The organism is Paraburkholderia sp. MPAMCS5 (assembly GCF_036016995.1).
Lineage (GTDB): Bacteria > Pseudomonadota > Gammaproteobacteria > Burkholderiales > Burkholderiaceae > Paraburkholderia.
Genome location: NZ_JAYXBK010000026.1, coordinates 1 through 17231, shown reverse-complemented (window position 1 = coordinate 17231; position 17231 = coordinate 1). Strand labels below are relative to the sequence as shown.

Genomic DNA, 17231 nt, shown 5'->3' with positions numbered 1-17231 from the left:
GAAGGAGACACGACCATGGAACACAAGATCGCAGGACTTCTTTCGACGCATGCAAAGCGCCTGATTCAAGGGCTGATCGTTGCCTGTCTGGCGATGATCGCGTTGCCGGCCGGGGCCGTCGTCGCGCCCGGCAGCGATCCGTTTTATCAGCCGCCGAAGCACTTGCAGGAGGGCGGGCAGGGCAGCCTGATCCGTTGGCGAGAGATTCAGCCGGCGGGCGTCACGGCGCGCGCCTGGCAGATTCTTTACCAGTCGACGGACGCTCGTGACAAGCCGATTGTCGTCAGCGGCACCGTGTTCGTGCCGACGGGGTCCGGGCACAGCGCCGATCGCCCGGTCATAGCTTGGGCGCCGGGCACTCACGGTATTGCGGATGTCTGCGCGCCGTCGTATCAGTACGTGATGGGCACGGACTACGAGGTGTCGTTGGGGGTGATACCCGAAACGCTCGCGCGCGGCTGGAGCGTCGTGGTCACTGACTATCAGGGGCTCGGCACGCCGGGCGACCACACCTACGTGGTTGGCCGCGCCGAGGGCCACGCGGTGCTGGATGCGGTGCGTGCCGCGCGGGCGTTGCCCGTCGCTGGCATTTCAGCGCGTGCGCCGGTTGGAATCATGGGCTATTCGCAAGGGGGACACGCGGCAGCGTGGGCCGCGCAACTGCATGAACATTATGCGCCGGAGCTGCGCGTCGAGGGTGTCGCCACCGGCGCGGGTCCCGCTCGAATCGATGAAGCTTTCGCCTATGCCGACAATGGCGTGTCACCTTTGTCGGCTGTGATCCCTTACATCCTGGTGGGCGCGAACGCAGCGTATCCTGAGTTGAGGCTCGACGATATTCTGACTCCGTATGGCAAGGCTGTTGTCGCGGACGTCCGGCAGGGAAAATGTCTGCTCGATGTGCTGTCGGCGTACTCCGGCATGACGGATGCCGTGCTCGTGGAAGGCGCGCCTATCCTTCAGCGGAAAGACTGGCGGACACGTCTCCAGCAGAGCCGGACGGGCGCCGTTGCGCCGGACATGCCGGCACTTTTCTTTGCGAGCCCTTCAGATCAGCTCGTGCCGTATGCGAACTCGAGCAAGCTCTTTGGCGACTGGTGCGCCAAAGGTGCAAAAGTCGCGCTGCGCCAGATCAATGCGCCCGATCATCTCGAAGCATTGAGCGACGGATGGCCGTTCGCATTGGACTGGATGGCAGACCGCTTCGCAGGCCTTCCTGCGCCATCCGACTGCAAGTGAGCCGCTGCACGCTCCTGCACACCATTGCACTTTAGAACTTCTGGAAGACTTATGCGACTGGCCGACTATTTCGACGCCGCGGCTACCCGTTCTGCGGATCACCTCGCTTTCATCGACGGGCAGACGCAACTGCGTTTCGACGAGGCACGGCAAATCGTGCATGCCACGGCACACGCGCTGCGCGACAACACCTCGCTCCCCACGGGCGCGCACATTGCGATCTATGCACCCAACGACTACCGCGTCACGCTGCTGCAACTTGCGGTGAACCGTGCCGACATGGCATGGGTCGCGGTGCATACGCGAAACATCGTGCAGGCGAATGCCACGACCCTGGCATACGCCGACTGCCACCTGATTTTCTTTCACAGTTCATTCGAAGAGGCGCTCCCGGAACTCAAGGCTGCCTTGCCACAAGTGTCCTGCTTTGTCTGTATCGACAAGCCGTCGCAACACGCGGTGTTCCTCGACGACTGGATTGCTCCCTACCTGTTCGAGCGTTTCGACGCGGCGCCCGAACGTGATGACGCGATTGCGCTGCTGCAAGCGACAGGCGGCACCACGGGGCCCTCGAAGGCCGCCGTGCATACCAATCGCTCGCTTGAAATGGCGCTTGTTTCCACGTTCGATACGCTGCGCGTCGATCAGCACAGCCGCGTGCTCGCGGTCGCGCCGCTCACTCACGCCGCCGGCCTGCTCAGCCTTGCCGCCGCGATTCGCGGCGGCGTGAGCGTGGTGTTGTCGTCGTTCGATATGCGCACGGTGCTCGCCTGCATCGAGCAGCATCGCATTACACACGTGTTCTTGCCGCCGACCATCGTTTATATGCTCCTCAACGAGCCGGATCTCGCGGACTACGACCTGTCGTCGCTGCGCTGCCTGGCTGTGGGTGGGGCGCCGATTGCGCCGGAAAAACTCAAGGAGGCTGTCAGGCGCATCGGTCCGGTTGTCTATGAGGTGTTTGGCCAGAGCGAGTGTCTTCTTCCGTTGATCGTCAAGCGACCGGAAGATTACCTGCACGCCGACGGCTCTTTCGATGAAGCAGCGTTGCGCTCGGCGGGCAAAGGCGTGCCCTACGCGCGCGTGGAGATCATGGACGAGGAAGGCAACCTCGTCGCGCCCGGCGAGAAAGGCGAGATCGTCGTGCGTTCGACCATGGTCATGCAGGGCTACTACAAACTGCCTGAGGAGACCGCGCAGGTGAGCACGTTTGGCTGGCACCACACGACGGACGTCGGCATACAGGACGAGCGCGGCTTCATCACGATCCTTGACCGGAAGAAGGACATGATCGTGAGCGGCGGCTTCAACCTCTTTCCCGCCGAAATCGAGGCGGTGCTGAACTCGCATCCGGCAGTGCTCGATTGCGCGGTGATCGGCGTACCTGACGAGAAGTGGGGCGAGGCGGTCAAGGCTGTCGTGCAGTTAAAGCCTGGGCAAGTCGTGGAAGCCGACGAACTCGTGGCGTTGTGCAAGCAGCATCTGGGCGGCATGAAGACGCCGAAATCGGTGGAGTTCTGGCCACAGCTTCCGCGCAGCGCCGTCGGCAAGCTGCTCAAGCGCGAGATTCGCGCGAAGTACTGGGACGGCAACTGGCGTCAGGTATGACGTCGCGAAGCGCATTGCATCACGTAGTGATTCTGGTCGAACAGTGTGTTGATTCAATAACGGAGTCAGACAATGAACAAAGAACCTGTCATCTTGCTGGTACATGGTTTTTGGGGCGGCGCGGCGCATTGGAGCAAGGTCATCGTCGAGCTTGCGCGAAAGGGCTGCACGGCGGTTCGCGCGGTTGAGGTTCCATTAACTTCGCTTGCCGACGACGTCGAGCGCACGCGCAAGATGATCGCGCAGCAAAACGCGCCGGTGCTGCTCGTCGGGCATTCGTATGGCGGCGCGGTCATCACCCAGGCGGGCAATCATCCCAATGTCGCCGGGCTCGTGTATATCGCGGCGTTCGCACCCGACGAAGGCGAAAGCCCCGGCGGCATCACGCAGCAACATCCGCCGGCCGCCGCGGCCAATCTCGAACCCGATAGCGACGGCTATCTGTGGCTGAAGCCGGAAAAATTCCACGAGAGCTTCTGTCAGGATCTACCGGCCGACGAAGCGCTCGCCATGGCGCTCACGCAGAAGGCGCCGCTCGCCAGCACCTTCGGCGACAGCATCGCCTCGCCGGCGTGGAAGACGAAGCCCTCGTGGTACCAGATATCGAGCGAAGACAGAATGATCAGCCCCGAGAACCAACGGGCGATGTCGGGCCGACTCGGCGCGAGAAAGATCGTCACGCTAGATGCCAGCCATGCGTCGCTGTCTTCGAGAGCGGCGGAGGTGACCGCGTTGATCGCCGAAGCGGCGGGAGACCTGGCGAAGGTCTAGTGCTTTACAGGCACACCGTTGCGGCACTGGAGAGCGCTTCAGGCTGACTTGTTGGGCCGGTTGCGGATGCAACCGCGGCTGGCCGTTTCCATCGGTGAAGAAAGGAGAAAGACGGTAAAGATCATTCACATTAATTAGGCATCCGAAATACAACAAACGATATGGACTGGAGATGTTGATGAAAAAGAAGCACGTTATCTACTCGGCAGTTATTCTTGCGATCGCCGCGGACAACGCCCAGGCGCAAAGCAACGTCACGCTGTACGGTTTGATCGACAGCGGGATCAACTACGTCACGAACACCCAGACCGGGCGCAACGCGAACGGTACCTTGAACGGCAAATCGTCGGTGTCGATGAGCGACGGCGGCGTGCACGGCATGTTTGGCAGCCGGTGGGGCCTCAAAGGCACGGAAGAACTCGGCGGCGGACTGAAGGCTATTTTCACGCTCGAAAGCGGCTTTGGCGCGAATAACGGCGCGCTCGCGCAAGGTGGCGCGATGTTCGGCCGGCAAGCGTTCGTCGGATTGACGGGACGCGCCGGGACGGTCACGGTCGGGCGTCAGTACGACATTACCGGCGACTTCCTCGGACCGATTTCTCCGGCCATGCTCGCCGGCATATCAGGTTGCTTGCCGGGCGACGTCGACGGACTCGGCCGCTCGCGGCGTATCAACAATACGATCAAATATGTCAGTCCGACCTATCGCGGCATGTCCTTCGGCGCGATGTATGCACCAGGCGGCCGCACCGGCGACCTGACCGGCAGCCAGGTCTGGGCGCTGGCCGCGAACTACACGCTGGAGGATTTCAGCTTTGCGGTCGGCTATTTCAACGCGCGCGATCCGAATCTGTCCGCGTTCGGCAATAACCCGAATTCGCCCGGCGCGGCATCGAACAACATGGGCTCGATCGGCTCGCCGACGGCCGCGCAGGTCAATCCCATCTACGCCGGATACGCGTCCGCGCATACCTACGAAACCTATTCGGCAGGCGCCAGTTACGCGATCGGTCATGCGACGCTGGGTCTCGTCTATAGCCACGTGGCCTTCAGCGCTCTGGGCGATCTGAACGCAGGTCCGAATCCGTTTGGCTACACGGGCACGGCGATATTCAATAACGGCACCGCGACGCTGACGTATCTGCTCGCGCCGGACACGTCGGTGGGTCTGTCCTACACATACACGCATGGGGGCGGCGTGGCCGGTCATGACGGGTCAACGTATCATCAGCTCACCGCCGCGGCGCGCTACTTCCTGTCGAAGCGAACGGAGCTGTACGCGCTCGGCACCTATCAGATCGCACACGGCACGGATTCGCTGGGACAACCCGCGGTAGCGAACATCGAGTTGCTGTCGGCGTCGAGCACGAATCACCAGTTCGCGGCGCGCGCGGGCATCGTGCACCGGTTCTAGAGCGAGAAACGCGCCGGCGGTTTGCAGACCAGCCGGCGCTTTGCGCTCTGACGCATCGGCGGGATAAGCCGCGATTTTGGCGCGCATGATTTGCCGCGTCGAATTGCTGGAGGAATATATTGAGCATGGCGTAGGACCGGAAGCTCCGAGGTTTGTCGCCCACGCGGAATGCGCCGGGCGACGTTAAGTTCTGATCCGCGCTTTCACTTCGCAGAACAGAAATCGAATCTGGAGACTTGCGATGAACGCGACAATCGAGCGGGCGAAGCAACACGGGACCGCGATTGCAGCGGCATTTCTGCTGACGTCGTGTGGCGGGTCGCTCGACTCGAACACGGCGGTTCCCGCGTCCATCATGCAAGTCATGCAAAAGCCCGCCTATAAGACCGCAGCCTGGTCGATGCAGGTCGTCGATCTCGACTCCGGGATCGTGATCTACGATCTCAACGCCAACACGCAGATGTTCATCGCCTCGGTGCGCAAGCTCTTCTCGACCGGCAATGCGCTCAACGCGCTCGGCGCGCAGCACCGCTTCGTCACGCCCATCTATCGGCAGGGCACGGTTGGGGCGAACGGCGTGCTCAACGGCAACCTGATTCTGGTGGCGAGCGGCGATCTGACGATGGGCGGCCGCGCCAATCCAGACGGCAGCATCGCGTTCACCAACTTCGACCACAACGAAGCGAACTCGCTCGGCAATGCGGTGCTGTCCACGCCCGACCCGCTCGCGGGATACAACTCGCTTGCAGCGCAAGTGGCCGCCTCGGGCATCACGACGATCAATGGCGATGTCGTGATCGACGACCGTCTTTTCCAGCCGTTCAACTTTCGCGATGAGTTCGACGTGCGGCCGATTTTCGTCAACGACGATCTGATCGACGTCACGTTCAACCAGAGCGCGGAGGGCGCCGCCGTTCCGTTCGACTGGCGGCCGAAGTCGGCGGCGTTCTCGGTGCAATCGACGCTGAAGACCGGCGGCGCGGCGTCGGCGCTCGACATCGAACTCAGTCCGCAGCCGCCGTTGTGCTTGGGCTCGGCGAATTGTATGGGCGCGGTCAGCGGCAACGTGCCCGCGGGTCTCGTGCCGATTCTGACCAATGCGTATCCACTGATTCGCACTTTCCGTGTGAGCGCGCCGTCCAACTACGCGCGCACGGTGCTGATCGAAGCGCTCGCGCGTGCGGGCGTCACGGTGACAGCGGCGGCGGTCGCGGCGAACCCGGTGCAGTTGCTGCCCGCGCAAGGTTCTTACGCGAGTGCGCAGCAGGTCGCGCAATTGACTTCCGCGCCTTATGCACAGGAAGTGCGGTACATCAACAAAGTCAGCTACAACATCGGCGCGGACGTGAGCCTGATGCAGTTCGGTCTCGCGCACAACGGCTCGACGACGATGTCCAGTTCCCTCGCGGCGGAACAGGGCGAACTCTCGGCCACGTTCGGCATTTCGCCGGGCCAATATTATTTCGTCGACGGCAGCGGCGGCAGCGATACGACGGCGACTGGCCAGGCTGTGATTGCGATGCTGCGCGGCATGAGCACGAAGTCTGCCTTTGCATCGTACTTCGATTCGCTGCCCGTGCTCGGCGTGGACGGATCACTTGCCACGATCACGGACTTCGAAGCCGACTCGACGCTCGCGGGCGCAAAAGGCCAGGTCCACGCGAAGACCGGCACGTACGTCGCGGAGAACCAGTTGAAGCCGGGCTCGCCGATACTGAAAGGGCAGGCGCTCGCCGGTTACATCGATGCGAAGAGCGGCCGCCGGATCGCGTTTTTTCTCACGGTGAACAATGTCCCGATCAAGGGAATTCCAGACGTGCTGACCGTGTTTCAGGACGAAGGCACGATCGCGGCGATGCTGTGGAAAATGCAGTGATGCCGTGGCGTCCCGAACAAACAGCCTGCTTGCCCAGCGTGGCCACAAGGGCAGGCGGAAACAGGCCGAATCATCAGAAAAGTTGAACGTAGCAATCAGAACTATGAGATGGTCTGGCTCACGCGCGTCTGCCATAGTCTGTTGCGTACAGGCGTGTTGCAGCATCGAGTACATGCCCGCGAGCAACCCTGAAAAGAGCCGACCATGGACCATCCATTGCGCGCCACGCTGGCTGCCGAGTTGCATGCCCGCCCATTCCTGAAGCTGGCCGAGTCCGTCTTCGTCACGCACTACGCGATTTACGCGGAGCACAATCCGTCGATACACGAGACGCAGTTGCATGCGTTGTGCCGGGACACGGGAATCGCGATGCCGGCCGAAGGTGCCACGCATCATTCGGTGCAATCTTCCTGGGGATGGCATTTGAAGTGGGAGCGTCACACTGAGTTCTCCACATTCACGTTTGTTGTTCCGCGCAACGACACCGATTACTTCAACGACATTGCAATCGAAGGCATTCCTGAAAGCTGGTTCAGGCTATTTGCGGGGAGCCGGTTTGTCGCATCGCGGATGGAGTTGTTGACGGGCGACACTGCACGCGGCGCGCGCGAGGCGTTGCGTCAATGGATCGACGGGCCGATTCTCGTCGGCAGCAATGTGCTGGGCGGCGGCCAGGTGTTTTGCGACTGGCGCGTACGGGAGGACGGCTTCATGCGCTTTCTCGTCATCGACGATGGCTTTCGAGAGGAGCAGGGCGGCCGGCTGCTGCAGCGTCTCTACGAAATCGAAACGTATCGCATGATGGCGCTTCTCGCATTGCCGATCGCGCGGCAAATGAGCCGCGATCTCGACGAGATTCACGCGTCGCTTCAGTTCCTGATGCAAGGCATGGATGCGCAAGGGGCCGGCGGCGACGACTCGCAGTTGCTCGTCAAGCTCACGCATCTCGCGGTGCGCGTCGAATCGCTTTCCGGTTCGGGCGGCCGCTTCAGCGCGTCGCGTGCCTATGAAAAACTCGTGCTCGCGCGCATTCACGAATTGCGGGAAGAGCGCATAGAAGGCATGCCGACGATCGAGGAGTTCATGGAACGGCGCTTCGCGCCCGCCATGGAAACGTGCCGCAGCGTGTGGGCGCGGCATGAACAGATTGCGGCTCGCATCGCGCGCGCCGTCGATCTGCTGCGAACACGAGTCAATCTCTCGCAGGAGCAAGACGTCACGCGCCTGCTCGCGGGCATGGAGCGCACGGCGCGCAACCAGCTTCATTTGCAACACGCGGTCGAAGGCTTGTCTGTCGCGGCGATCTCCTACTATGTGCTTTCGCTCGCGGCGGCGGCTTTCAAGGCGTTGCACGTGCTGAGTCTTCCGATCGAGCCCGAGTTGGCGGAGGGGCTGGCGATAGGGCCCGTCGTGCTGGCCGTGATCGCGATCACGAGGCGTACCCGCAGCCGCTTGTTGAAGCGCAACGCAAGCGAGGACGCACACGCCGTCAGCGCTGTGAATCAGTCCGCTTGAGATTCGGGGGCGCCTTTTGCGCGGCGCACCTCGTTACTGCTGTTCGCCTGCGTCTGCGGCTGGGTTGGCGGCGCCGAGGTATTCGTCGTCAGTCACCTTCTCCAGCCATTCGACGTTTTTCCCGTCGAGCGCTTCCTGTACCGCGATATGCGTCATGGCCGTGCTCGCCGTCGCGCCATGCCAGTGCCGATGGCCTGGCGGACACCAGATCACGTCGCCCGCGCGAATTTCGACGCGCGGCTCGCCTTCGCATTGCGTCCATCCACAGCCGAACGTGACGATTAGCGTCTGACCCAGCGGATGCGTGTGCCAGGCGGTACGCGCGCCGGGCTCGAAAGTCACGCTCGCGCAAGACACGCGCGCCGGCGGTGGCGGCGCGTTCAGCGGATCGATGCGGACGGTGCCGGTGAACCATTCATCAGGGCCTTTTACCGAGGGCTGAGAGCCCGCGCGCTTCAGTTGCATGATATTTCCTTTGTGAGTGATTGCCGGCGATGCGCAAGACCTTAATCTAAAGGTTCATTGCCGCCATGACTAGATGGCAAAATCGGCATGCACTTATGCACAGGAGCATTAATGTGATTCGGGAAAATCTGAACGACCTGATTGCGTTCATGACGGTCGCGCGCGAACGGAATTTCACGCGTGCCGCGGCACAGCTCGGCGTGTCGCAATCCGCGCTGAGCCGCACCGTGCGTGCGGTGGAAGAGCGTATGGGCCTGCCGCTATTGATGCGCACGACCCGCAGCGTCTCGTTGACCGAGGCGGGCGAGCGGCTTCTCGCGGTGATCGCGCCGAAGTTCGAGGAGATAGACGGGGAACTGGAGTCGCTGCGAGCGATGACCGACCGTCCCTCCGGCATGGTGAGAATCACGACGACCGACTACGCGGCGAACGCCTATGTCTGGCCCCGGTTGCAAAAGCTGCTGCGCGAGTATCCGGATATCAAGGTGGAACTGGTGAGCGACTATGGCTTGACGGACATCGTCGCGGACCGCTACGACATCGGCGTGCGGCTCGGCGATCAGATCGAAAAGGACATGGTGGCCGCGCGCATTGCGCCCGACATGACGATGGCGATTGTCGGCGCGCCCGCTTATCTGAAATCCCATCCGGCACCGGAAAGCCCGCAGGATCTGACCCGCCACAACTGCATCAATTTACGGCTTCCAACACGCGATTCACTGCTGCCGTGGGAACTCCGCAAGCGGCGTCGCGAACTGCAGGTGCGTGTTCAGGGACAACTCATTTTCAACAACGTGTATCAGATGCTCGATGCCGCGCTTGCCGGTTTCGGCCTCGCCTATGTGCCTGAGGATCTCGCCGCAAAACATGTCGAGGCTGGGCGACTCAATTGGGTGCTGAAAGACTGGTGCCCCACTTTCGTGGGACATCACGTCTACTATCCTCGCCGGCGGCAGTCTTCGCGCGCGGTCGTGCTCGTCGTGGAGGCGCTGAAAGCGGGTTATCGGCAGCGCGCCTGAGTTTCGTTTTGCGGCCCTGTGAGAGGAGGGCCGCGCGCGGGATTAATGCATGACTGTCAGATTGGAGTCGGCAGTCTGAAAGAGGTAATGAGACTCGTCTCGCGACATGAATCCGGGTGGGTTCCCGGTATATCCCGCCAACGTTCTACGTCATCGGCCAGAAGCGCAAGTTCTACCTGAACCGCGTGTGCGCAAGCGAGCACTCAGAAGCTGATACTCGGCCTCGATCGGTGGCAAATCACATAATCTGGGTGTATTGCGGGATCGGGCCAAAGTGCGTGTTGGCCGACCGTAATCCACGACGCGGGTGATGACCGTCGTGATTCCAGCACATACTAGACCGCGAAACAAAATGAATAGCTTCGATACGAGCATTGAGACCTTTCTCGAAAGTTTCAACTTCTGCACGCTGTGTAACCATGCCGTCCAGGTCATCGCGGACATGTACACATTCAAAGGACTGGTGCTGATCCCCGTCTTATGGTGGATATGGTTTCACTCGACCAGCCACCGGGAATGGCGGCGTGAAATCGTCATCGCCACGACGGTCAGCGGTTTGCTCTCGCTTTTCGTCGGAAGACTTCTTGCGCATTTTTTGCCATTCCGCACGCGTCCCGCTTTTTCCCCGGACCTGCACATTCACTTTCCCTTCATCCCGCACGCTGAAAGCATGCTCTCCGCGTGGAGTTCATTTCCAAGCGATCACGCGATGCTCTGGACGTCGGTCGCGGTAGGCATTTTTCTTGTCTCCCGCCGCGTCGGCGTCCTCGCGCTCCTGTACGTGGCGATTTTCATTTGCCTTCCGCGTGCGTATCTCGGCTTTCACTATCCGACTGACCTGCTCGCGGGCGCTGCCATTGGCGTCGTCATTACCTACATCATGACTCGCGATGCCATCAGAAGACTGTACGCGCCGTATCTATTGCGCTGGATCGAACGCTATCCAGGCGCCTCCGCGATGGTCGGGTTCGTGCTGTGTCTGGAACTGGTCACCCAATTCGACGAATTGAGAGCATTTGCCAGTTCGGTTTTCAAACTCGTTTAATTCATTTTGTGTTCCTGAAGGTTTCTTAAGAAATCTGGGCGAGGAGGGCTCATTGCGAATGCGCATCTGCCAGACATCCCGGTCTGAAGAAAGGCGGGATGGGGAGTCGTCGACAGGCGATATCTGCTTGCGGCGATCGAATACGTCAATCAACCATTGTCTTCCTGAAGCGGAAGCGGCGACGAAGCAGCCTGATCGTCAGAGAAATACCTGTATGCCAGGGGGCAATTAGTCATGCAATTCACTTTCCTGTTTTTGAGTGGCACATGCAGTGCCTTGGCCAGCATACTTTTGCGTCTCGCGGGGCAAGTCGTGGTGTCTGGCGACGTGTTGGTTCTCGGAATGAACGGCCGGCCCCTGTTTTATCGACTCGGCGCGCTTGCCGCTTACGCCGCCGGATTCGCGTTCTACGCGCTCGCGCTCAAGCGCGTGCAATTGAGTGTGGCCTATCCGCTGATGGTTGCAGTGACGATTCTCGAGATCGTGATGTTCGGCGTGGCATCCGGAGAATCGATTTCCCTGCGAATCGTCGCGGCGGCGGGACTGCTGCTGGCCAGCGTGATGCTGTTGTATTTGCCCGCTACGTCGGGCGCATAAAAGATAGGCCAACACGATGAAAAATATGGACTTGCCCGCAAGGGCCTTGATGAATGCGCGAGAAGATGCGGTACGCGGTGTACAGCCGTTGCAGCTGTGGAGCATATGGCTGATTGGAACGCTGGTGGCCTCGGTGCCGCTCTTCATTACGTCGATTCCGCCATTAGGGCAGCACTTTTATAACATTGTCAGAGTAGACATTCTTTCGCATCCGGCCAACTACGCGGGGAACTTCGTCATTCGATGGGACGCGTTGCCCGACCTTGCAATGGACCTCACGGTTCCGTGGCTTGCGAGAATCCTGCCGGTGGAATGGGCCGCGTGGCTCTTCATCTTCGTGGAACTCGCGTTGCTGACATCGGGATGTCTGATGGTGAGCCGGGCTGTGAACGGCCGCTGGTCGTGGTTGCCGCTCCTCAGTTTCCTGCTGCTCTACAACTGGATTCTGGTACGCGGCTACGATAACTACCTGTTCGGCATGGGCCTCTGTTTGTGGGCTATTGCGTTGCATGTGGCGCTTCGCGAGTCGATTGTCGCGCGCATCGCGGTTTCATGTTGCAGTGCGCTTCTCATTTACTTTTGCCATCTGTTTCCCTTGGCCGTTTTCGCGCTCGTCACCGGCACGTGGGAACTCGGCTGTCTGATCCAGGAAGGAAGAGTGCGAGGCCGCTCGCTGGCACGTCATGCGGCTGCATGTTTCCTGCCATTGGTGCTTCCAGTTTTGCTGCTGGCGCATAGCAGCACGGGCGGACTCGGCGGCTCCATCGACTTCGGCTTCATTCATATCTTTGCCAAGATCAGCCGATGGCTCGATGTGTTCGCCGTCGGCAATCCCGCAGGCGACGTGGCGATACTCGCGAGCTTAGGCCTGACAATAGTCGTTGGCCTTCTACTGAGGTGGTGGACGTGCAAGCCGGAGTGCCTGATCACCGTTGCGGCGCTTCCGCTTGTCGCGTTGTTCGCGCCGTTTTCAGCATTCGCCTCGTATGGCGTCGTCGAGCGATGCGCGCTGAGCTTCGCATTTCTTCTGACTGCATTGATCGACGTCCGCGAGTCGATGCCTCGTCTTCAACGTATCGGCGCATTCCTGCTTGTACTGGTTTTCGTGTTCCGCATCGGTACTGTGACGGCGGACTGGCGCGCGGCCAAGCCCGCGATCGAGGCTTACCGCACGACGTTCGCATCCTTGCAATCCGGCTCGGTGCTGTTCCAGTACAAACAGGACACGACTTATCCGTCGCCAAGAACGGCGCCGCGCCGCTGGAATCCGTATCTGGATAAGGTCGTTGCGCTCGCAACGCTCAATGGTGTTCTCGTGCCCGACCTTTATCTGAAAGCCGGCCAGCAGCCCGTACTGTTTCGCGGCGAAAATGCGGCGTTGAGGAAGTTCCAGGACGACATCGAGAACGGCGATAAGGCATTTCGCGCGGACGATCGTATGTTGAATGCGTGGACAACCGAATTGCAACAGCGCTTTCCGGACCTGCAAAGCCGGTTCACCGGGGTTTATCTCGCGGTGTTCGATCCGTCCCGGCACTTGTCCGAAAACGTGCCCGGCTGGCAACTCATTGCGACGTTGCCGGAGCATCGGCTCTATAAGCTGTTGCCGCGATAACTGCAATTCGTTACTAACGCTCCACGGCCGCTCATTCAACGGATCGCGGAGCGTTGGTTTCATCTACATCGCAAACACTAGTGGGTCGAGAAGACCGAGATGCCGCCGTTCGGGAATCCCGACGCGCCGCCCTGGAACGGCACATACACTTGCCCGTGAGTACTGTCGACGGCGACAGAGTGTGCGCCCGTGCCCACCGGAACCTTGAAGAGCAGCTGTCGTGACGCGCCGTCGATCACGCCCATCGTCGGGGTGAATCCAGACGCTGCGGCCGTACCGCTCGACACGTAATGCCGGGCCGGCAGGAAGTACCGGTTGGACGCCGGATCATAATCGACCTGGTCCACGCCGCCAAAGGGCACCGTCGCCCGAATCGCGCCGCTGGTCCGATCGAGAATCAGCGTGATGAGCGGGTTGCCGGCGGGCGGATCGCATCCCACGAGCACGTCGTTATTCGGTCCGAGCACGAGGCCGGACGGTCCGCATTTCCCTAGCGGAAACGACTTGCTAACAGTGGGAGTTCCCGCCACCGCTGAACTCGCGGTAATGACATCGAGTTCTCCATCGGGATTGGCCGCGGTTCCGTCGTTATTGATCAGGAAGCTCTTCGAGGCCGCATCATAAGTGCACGCTTCGAGTCCGGACGAGCCGTTAAAGGGAAGCTTGACCACGACGTTTTGCGTCTGCGTGGAAATGAACGTGACGAAGGGCGGAGACTCTCCGGGGCTCGCGAACATCACGAGATGATCGTCGGGATCGTAACAACCTTCATCCACGCGCGATCCGGTAGTACTGACGGCAATGTTATTGATCGTCTTTCTCGCAGCCGTATCGACGACCTTGACGGAACCGACATCGCCTACATAGATAGTGTTCGTTCCCGTGATGCCCACAATGCCGTCGGGGCCCGACGAGTCCGTCGTTGCGCCAATCCCGGCGAACGGCCCCGGTACTTGCGCAGTCAACGCGTTCGACTTCGTGTCCACGAAATCGACTGCCTTGTTATTGCGGTCGGCAAGAAAGTACGTGCCGCCCTCGACATAACCGATATCGAAGCTGAAGGCTGGACTCGACGCATTGGGCACGGCGATATTCGTCAGTAGCCTCGGCGCTGTCGGGCCGCTGACATCGCTGCCGCCTCCGCAAGCGGTTAGCGCAGCCGCACCGAGCAACATTAAGGTCATCAGGCGCTTTTCCATCTATTCCTCTCCTTTTCGGTTTATTTGGCCTGACCGCCGGTCAGTGGATCAAATTACAATTTCATGCGCTCGCGATCGACGATGACCAATAGATCATTACTTAAGTAATCTTAAGAAATCGCGGCTAAAGGCCGGCAGTACGGTTCACACAATGGCGGTGCAGAGAAGAATCGGAAAGTAAAAGTTATTTATGGTGTGCATTGAGTGGGCGCTATAGCTGTAATGAAATTGAAGCTCAGCGCTCGATGTTCTGTTGCTATTCCAGAAGCACTGACGTCCTTCTCATGGATTTCCCCTAAGAAAAACGCTATGTGTTGAAAGCGGAGAGAAGGATTCGCGCTCTCATAATCGCGCCATCGATGCAAACACGCAGCGATCAGGAGGAGAGAACGACCGCGCGCATTGCAGTGGCAGTACGCGCGGCACATGCGAAGGGAAGTCCATCATGATGCAAAGCCTGCGTGCGCGACTTCTCGCGTGGCTACTCATGCCGGTCGGCGTATTCATGTTCGTTACCGGCGTCATGTCGTATGACGCGGCTCGCGAGACGGCCGGCCTTCTGCAGGACAACGCATTGCTCGCGTCCGCGCGAATCATCGGCGAAGACGTTGATTGGGAAGACGGCGCACTGATCGCAAGGATTCCGCCCGCGGCGCTGGAGATGTTCGAGTCGCCGTATCAGGACCAGGTGTTCTACCGGATAGTGAAGGGCCGCGCACGCCTGCTTGGCGGCAATCCCGAACTGGCGCTGCCTGAACAAGCCACGCCGAACCCCGTGTTTTACGACACGTCGCTCAATGGCCAGCCGGTTCGCGCGGTCGCCTACGAGCGCGAGCTATACGACTCGGGCGCAACCGAACCGGTGACGGTCGTGGTGGGCAAGACGCAGGCATCGTATCGCGCGATGCTGGAGAACCTCTGGCGGCCGCAATTGATCCGGCAAGGGTTGATGCTCGCGCTCGTCGTAGCACTGGCGCTGCTCGGCTTGACATTCGAGTTGCGGCCGCTCATCAGACTGAAGGACGACGTCGCCGATCGCGACGCGTTGCAACTCGAACCTGTTCGTATCGAGCGTCTGCCTTCCGAATTGCGGCCTGTCGTCGACGCGATCAATCAGTGCATCGCGCGACTGAAACTGCACGCGACGACACAGCGGAAGTTCATCGCGGACGCCGCTCATCAATTGCGTACTCCACTCGCACTGCTCGGAGCGCAGATTCAATGTGCCCGTCCATGTGGGCAATGCGGACCGATGCTCACCGACGCATTGGCGGGCATACGTCGCAGCAGCGGCAAGATGACCGAGATGACCAATCAGCTGTTGCTGCTCGCGCAAGCCGAGTCGTCGCCGCCTGATCGCACGCCTGTGAAGGTCGATCTGGCAGCTGTCGTGTCATGCGTACTGGAAGAACTCGTGGCGGCTGCACAGCGTCGGCAGATCGATATCGGCGCCGAGTTGAGCGGAGCCGCGTACGTCGCGGGGAGCGCGACGCTGTTGATGGCGCTCGTGTCGAATCTCGTCGATAACGCGATTCGCTACACACAGGAAGGTGGAAGGGTGACTGCAACGTGCCGGGAGGAAGATCAGGAAGTGGTGCTGGAGGTTATCGATAACGGTCCGGGCATTCCGGCCGAAGCGCGTGGCCATGTATTCGAACGTTTCTATCGCGGCGCGACCGACGCAGAGGGAAGCGGTCTGGGCTTGTCGATCGTGCGGGAAGTCGCGCACTCGCATGGTGGAACAGTGACATTGAGGCCGGATGCCGAGCAAGTCGGTCTCGTCGTCACGGTCCGCTTGCCGAAGTGGCGTGATTGAGGAATATCCGATGAAGGTACTACTGGTCGAAGACAACACTGAGCTTGCACATTGGATTGTCAATCTGCTGCGCCTCGAGAACTTCGCGGTCGATTGCGTGCCCGACGGCGAACGCGCCGATGCCGTGCTCACCACGCAACGTTACGACGTCGTGGTGCTCGACCTCCGGTTGCCGCGAATGGACGGCAAAGAGGTGCTGGCGCGATTGCGCCGCCGCGGCGATACGGTGCCAGTGATCATGCTCACGGCGCATGGCTCGACGGAAGACAAAGTCGACTGCTTCAGTACCGGTGCGGACGATTATGTGGTGAAGCCATTCGACGCGCGCGAGCTGGTTGCGCGTATCAAGGCGCAGATTCGCCGGCAATCGGGCGGCATGTCTTCCTGCCTCACATGCGGCGATCTGCAATACATATCCGATACGCGCGAGTTCTTTCATCAGGACGCGCGTCTTGCGTTGCGCCGCCGCGAGCATACCGTGCTCGAAACGCTGATGTTGCGACAAGGCAAGACCGTGTCCAAAACCATGCTGATGGAGAGCGTGTTCAGTCTCGATGACGAACCGAGCGCGGACGCCATCGACATTTACATTCATCGTTTGCGTAAGCATCTCGCAAGTTCGAGCGCCCAGATCACGACGCTGCGAGGCTTGGGCTACATCCTGCGGAGAAAGGATGCCGAGTGATGCCGAGTGATGCCGAGTGGCGTCATTCCATATATTGGTAATTTCACTTAGTTGTTCAAACGGAACAGGAAAGGATCGTGAAGGATTCAGGTCACTAGGATTGCATCCATTCGCACGCCGGACCCGACAGCCGAACACAAAGATCGCTAGAGACGCCGCGAGCATAAAAAGATTTTCAACGCAGCAACTTGAGGAGACGGACTTGAAGAAAAGATACCTTGGCGTGGCTGTCGCAGCCGGCGTATTCGGAGCAAGCGGTGCCTACGCGCAATCGAGCGTGCAGCTTTACGGCCTGATGGACCTGAGCGTCCCGACTTATCGCACGCATGCGGATGCGAACGGCAATCACGTCATTGGCATGGGCAAC

Annotated in this window: 14 protein-coding genes and 1 pseudogene; 13 read left to right on the top strand and 2 right to left on the bottom strand. The window is 60.3% G+C overall.

The genetic code is table 11. The annotated features are described in order from the left end of the window. Positions 1-15: 15 nt before the first annotated feature. The 6 genes from VOM14_RS30390 to VOM14_RS30365 all read left to right on the top strand — a co-directional run bounded on the left by VOM14_RS30390 (position 16) and on the right by VOM14_RS30365 (position 8423). A complete protein-coding gene (locus VOM14_RS30390) occupies positions 16-1239 on the top strand; it encodes a lipase family protein (protein WP_327632415.1) in 1224 nt (407 codons plus the stop codon). Between the two features lie 51 nt (positions 1240-1290). Further along, a complete protein-coding gene (locus tag VOM14_RS30385; protein WP_327632414.1) occupies positions 1291-2847 on the top strand; it encodes a class I adenylate-forming enzyme family protein in 1557 nt (518 codons plus the stop codon). Positions 2848-2919: 72 nt separating this feature from the next. Further along, a complete protein-coding gene (locus VOM14_RS30380) occupies positions 2920-3618 on the top strand; it encodes an alpha/beta hydrolase (protein WP_327632413.1) in 699 nt (232 codons plus the stop codon). Between the two features lie 178 nt (positions 3619-3796). Continuing rightward, entirely contained in the window at positions 3797-5032 is a 1236-nt protein-coding gene (locus VOM14_RS30375) for a porin (RefSeq protein ID WP_327632412.1), read from the top strand. Positions 5033-5273: 241 nt separating this feature from the next. Beyond that, positions 5274-6908, top strand: a complete 1635-nt coding sequence (locus VOM14_RS30370) for a D-alanyl-D-alanine carboxypeptidase/D-alanyl-D-alanine-endopeptidase (protein ID WP_327632411.1) — start codon at positions 5274-5276, stop codon at positions 6906-6908. Between the two features lie 204 nt (positions 6909-7112). Then, on the top strand, positions 7113-8423 hold the full coding sequence (locus VOM14_RS30365) for a DUF3422 family protein (protein ID WP_327632410.1): 1311 nt from the start codon (positions 7113-7115) through the stop codon (positions 8421-8423). 33 nt (positions 8424-8456) lie between these two features. Here VOM14_RS30365 and VOM14_RS30360 read toward each other — a convergent pair whose 3' ends face one another. Next, positions 8457-8888: a (R)-mandelonitrile lyase gene (locus VOM14_RS30360; RefSeq protein ID WP_327632409.1), complete on the bottom strand. Its 432-nt coding sequence runs from the start codon at positions 8886-8888 to the stop codon at positions 8457-8459. Positions 8889-9037: 149 nt separating this feature from the next. Between VOM14_RS30360 and VOM14_RS30355 the strand changes: the two genes are divergently transcribed. The 4 genes from VOM14_RS30355 to VOM14_RS30340 all read left to right on the top strand — a co-directional run bounded on the left by VOM14_RS30355 (position 9038) and on the right by VOM14_RS30340 (position 13164). Next, positions 9038-9907, top strand: a complete 870-nt coding sequence (locus VOM14_RS30355; RefSeq protein WP_442955607.1) for a LysR family transcriptional regulator — start codon at positions 9038-9040, stop codon at positions 9905-9907. Positions 9908-10259: 352 nt separating this feature from the next. Continuing rightward, on the top strand, positions 10260-10952 hold the full coding sequence (locus VOM14_RS30350; protein WP_327632407.1) for a phosphatase PAP2 family protein: 693 nt from the start codon (positions 10260-10262) through the stop codon (positions 10950-10952). Positions 10953-11294: 342 nt separating this feature from the next. Beyond that, positions 11295-11549, top strand: coding sequence for a ligand-binding protein SH3 (locus VOM14_RS30345; protein WP_327632406.1), 255 nt, complete (start codon positions 11295-11297; stop codon positions 11547-11549). Between the two features lie 16 nt (positions 11550-11565). After that, positions 11566-13164: a hypothetical protein gene (locus VOM14_RS30340; protein WP_327632405.1), complete on the top strand. Its 1599-nt coding sequence runs from the start codon at positions 11566-11568 to the stop codon at positions 13162-13164. Positions 13165-13241: 77 nt separating this feature from the next. On the opposite strand, the gene VOM14_RS30335 is transcribed toward VOM14_RS30340, so the two are convergent. Then, positions 13242-14363 (bottom strand): hypothetical protein, encoded by a 1122-nt coding sequence (locus VOM14_RS30335; RefSeq protein WP_327632404.1) that lies wholly within the window; start codon positions 14361-14363, stop codon positions 13242-13244. 445 nt (positions 14364-14808) lie between these two features. Here VOM14_RS30335 and VOM14_RS30330 point away from each other — a divergent pair, with 445 nt between their 5' ends. The 3 genes and pseudogenes from VOM14_RS30330 to VOM14_RS30320 form a co-directional block, all read left to right on the top strand. Continuing rightward, positions 14809-16179: a sensor histidine kinase gene (locus VOM14_RS30330; protein WP_327632403.1), complete on the top strand. Its 1371-nt coding sequence runs from the start codon at positions 14809-14811 to the stop codon at positions 16177-16179. A gap of 10 nt (positions 16180-16189) precedes the next feature. After that, entirely contained in the window at positions 16190-16864 is a 675-nt protein-coding gene (locus VOM14_RS30325) for a response regulator (RefSeq protein ID WP_327632402.1), read from the top strand. Positions 16865-17066: 202 nt separating this feature from the next. Continuing rightward, positions 17067-17231, top strand: a pseudogene (locus tag VOM14_RS30320) (porin); the annotation flags it as partial.

Excerpts from the sequence above, each read along its gene's own strand:
- VOM14_RS30390 (WP_327632415.1), top strand. The coding sequence starts at position 16 with ATGGAACACAAGATCGCAGGACTTCTTTCGACGCATGCAAAGCGCCTG.
- VOM14_RS30385 (WP_327632414.1), top strand. The coding sequence starts at position 1,291 with ATGCGACTGGCCGACTATTTCGACGCCGCGGCTACCCGTTCTGCGGAT.
- VOM14_RS30380 (WP_327632413.1), top strand. The coding sequence starts at position 2,920 with ATGAACAAAGAACCTGTCATCTTGCTGGTACATGGTTTTTGGGGCGGC.
- VOM14_RS30375 (WP_327632412.1), top strand. The coding sequence starts at position 3,797 with ATGAAAAAGAAGCACGTTATCTACTCGGCAGTTATTCTTGCGATCGCC.
- VOM14_RS30370 (WP_327632411.1), top strand. The coding sequence starts at position 5,274 with ATGAACGCGACAATCGAGCGGGCGAAGCAACACGGGACCGCGATTGCA.
- VOM14_RS30365 (WP_327632410.1), top strand. The coding sequence starts at position 7,113 with ATGGACCATCCATTGCGCGCCACGCTGGCTGCCGAGTTGCATGCCCGC.
- VOM14_RS30360 (WP_327632409.1), bottom strand. The coding sequence starts at position 8,888 with ATGCAACTGAAGCGCGCGGGCTCTCAGCCCTCGGTAAAAGGCCCTGAT.
- VOM14_RS30355 (WP_442955607.1), top strand. The coding sequence starts at position 9,038 with ATGACGGTCGCGCGCGAACGGAATTTCACGCGTGCCGCGGCACAGCTC.
- VOM14_RS30350 (WP_327632407.1), top strand. The coding sequence starts at position 10,260 with ATGAATAGCTTCGATACGAGCATTGAGACCTTTCTCGAAAGTTTCAAC.
- VOM14_RS30345 (WP_327632406.1), top strand. The coding sequence starts at position 11,295 with ATGAACGGCCGGCCCCTGTTTTATCGACTCGGCGCGCTTGCCGCTTAC.
- VOM14_RS30340 (WP_327632405.1), top strand. The coding sequence starts at position 11,566 with ATGAAAAATATGGACTTGCCCGCAAGGGCCTTGATGAATGCGCGAGAA.
- VOM14_RS30335 (WP_327632404.1), bottom strand. The coding sequence starts at position 14,363 with ATGGAAAAGCGCCTGATGACCTTAATGTTGCTCGGTGCGGCTGCGCTA.
- VOM14_RS30330 (WP_327632403.1), top strand. The coding sequence starts at position 14,809 with ATGATGCAAAGCCTGCGTGCGCGACTTCTCGCGTGGCTACTCATGCCG.
- VOM14_RS30325 (WP_327632402.1), top strand. The coding sequence starts at position 16,190 with ATGAAGGTACTACTGGTCGAAGACAACACTGAGCTTGCACATTGGATT.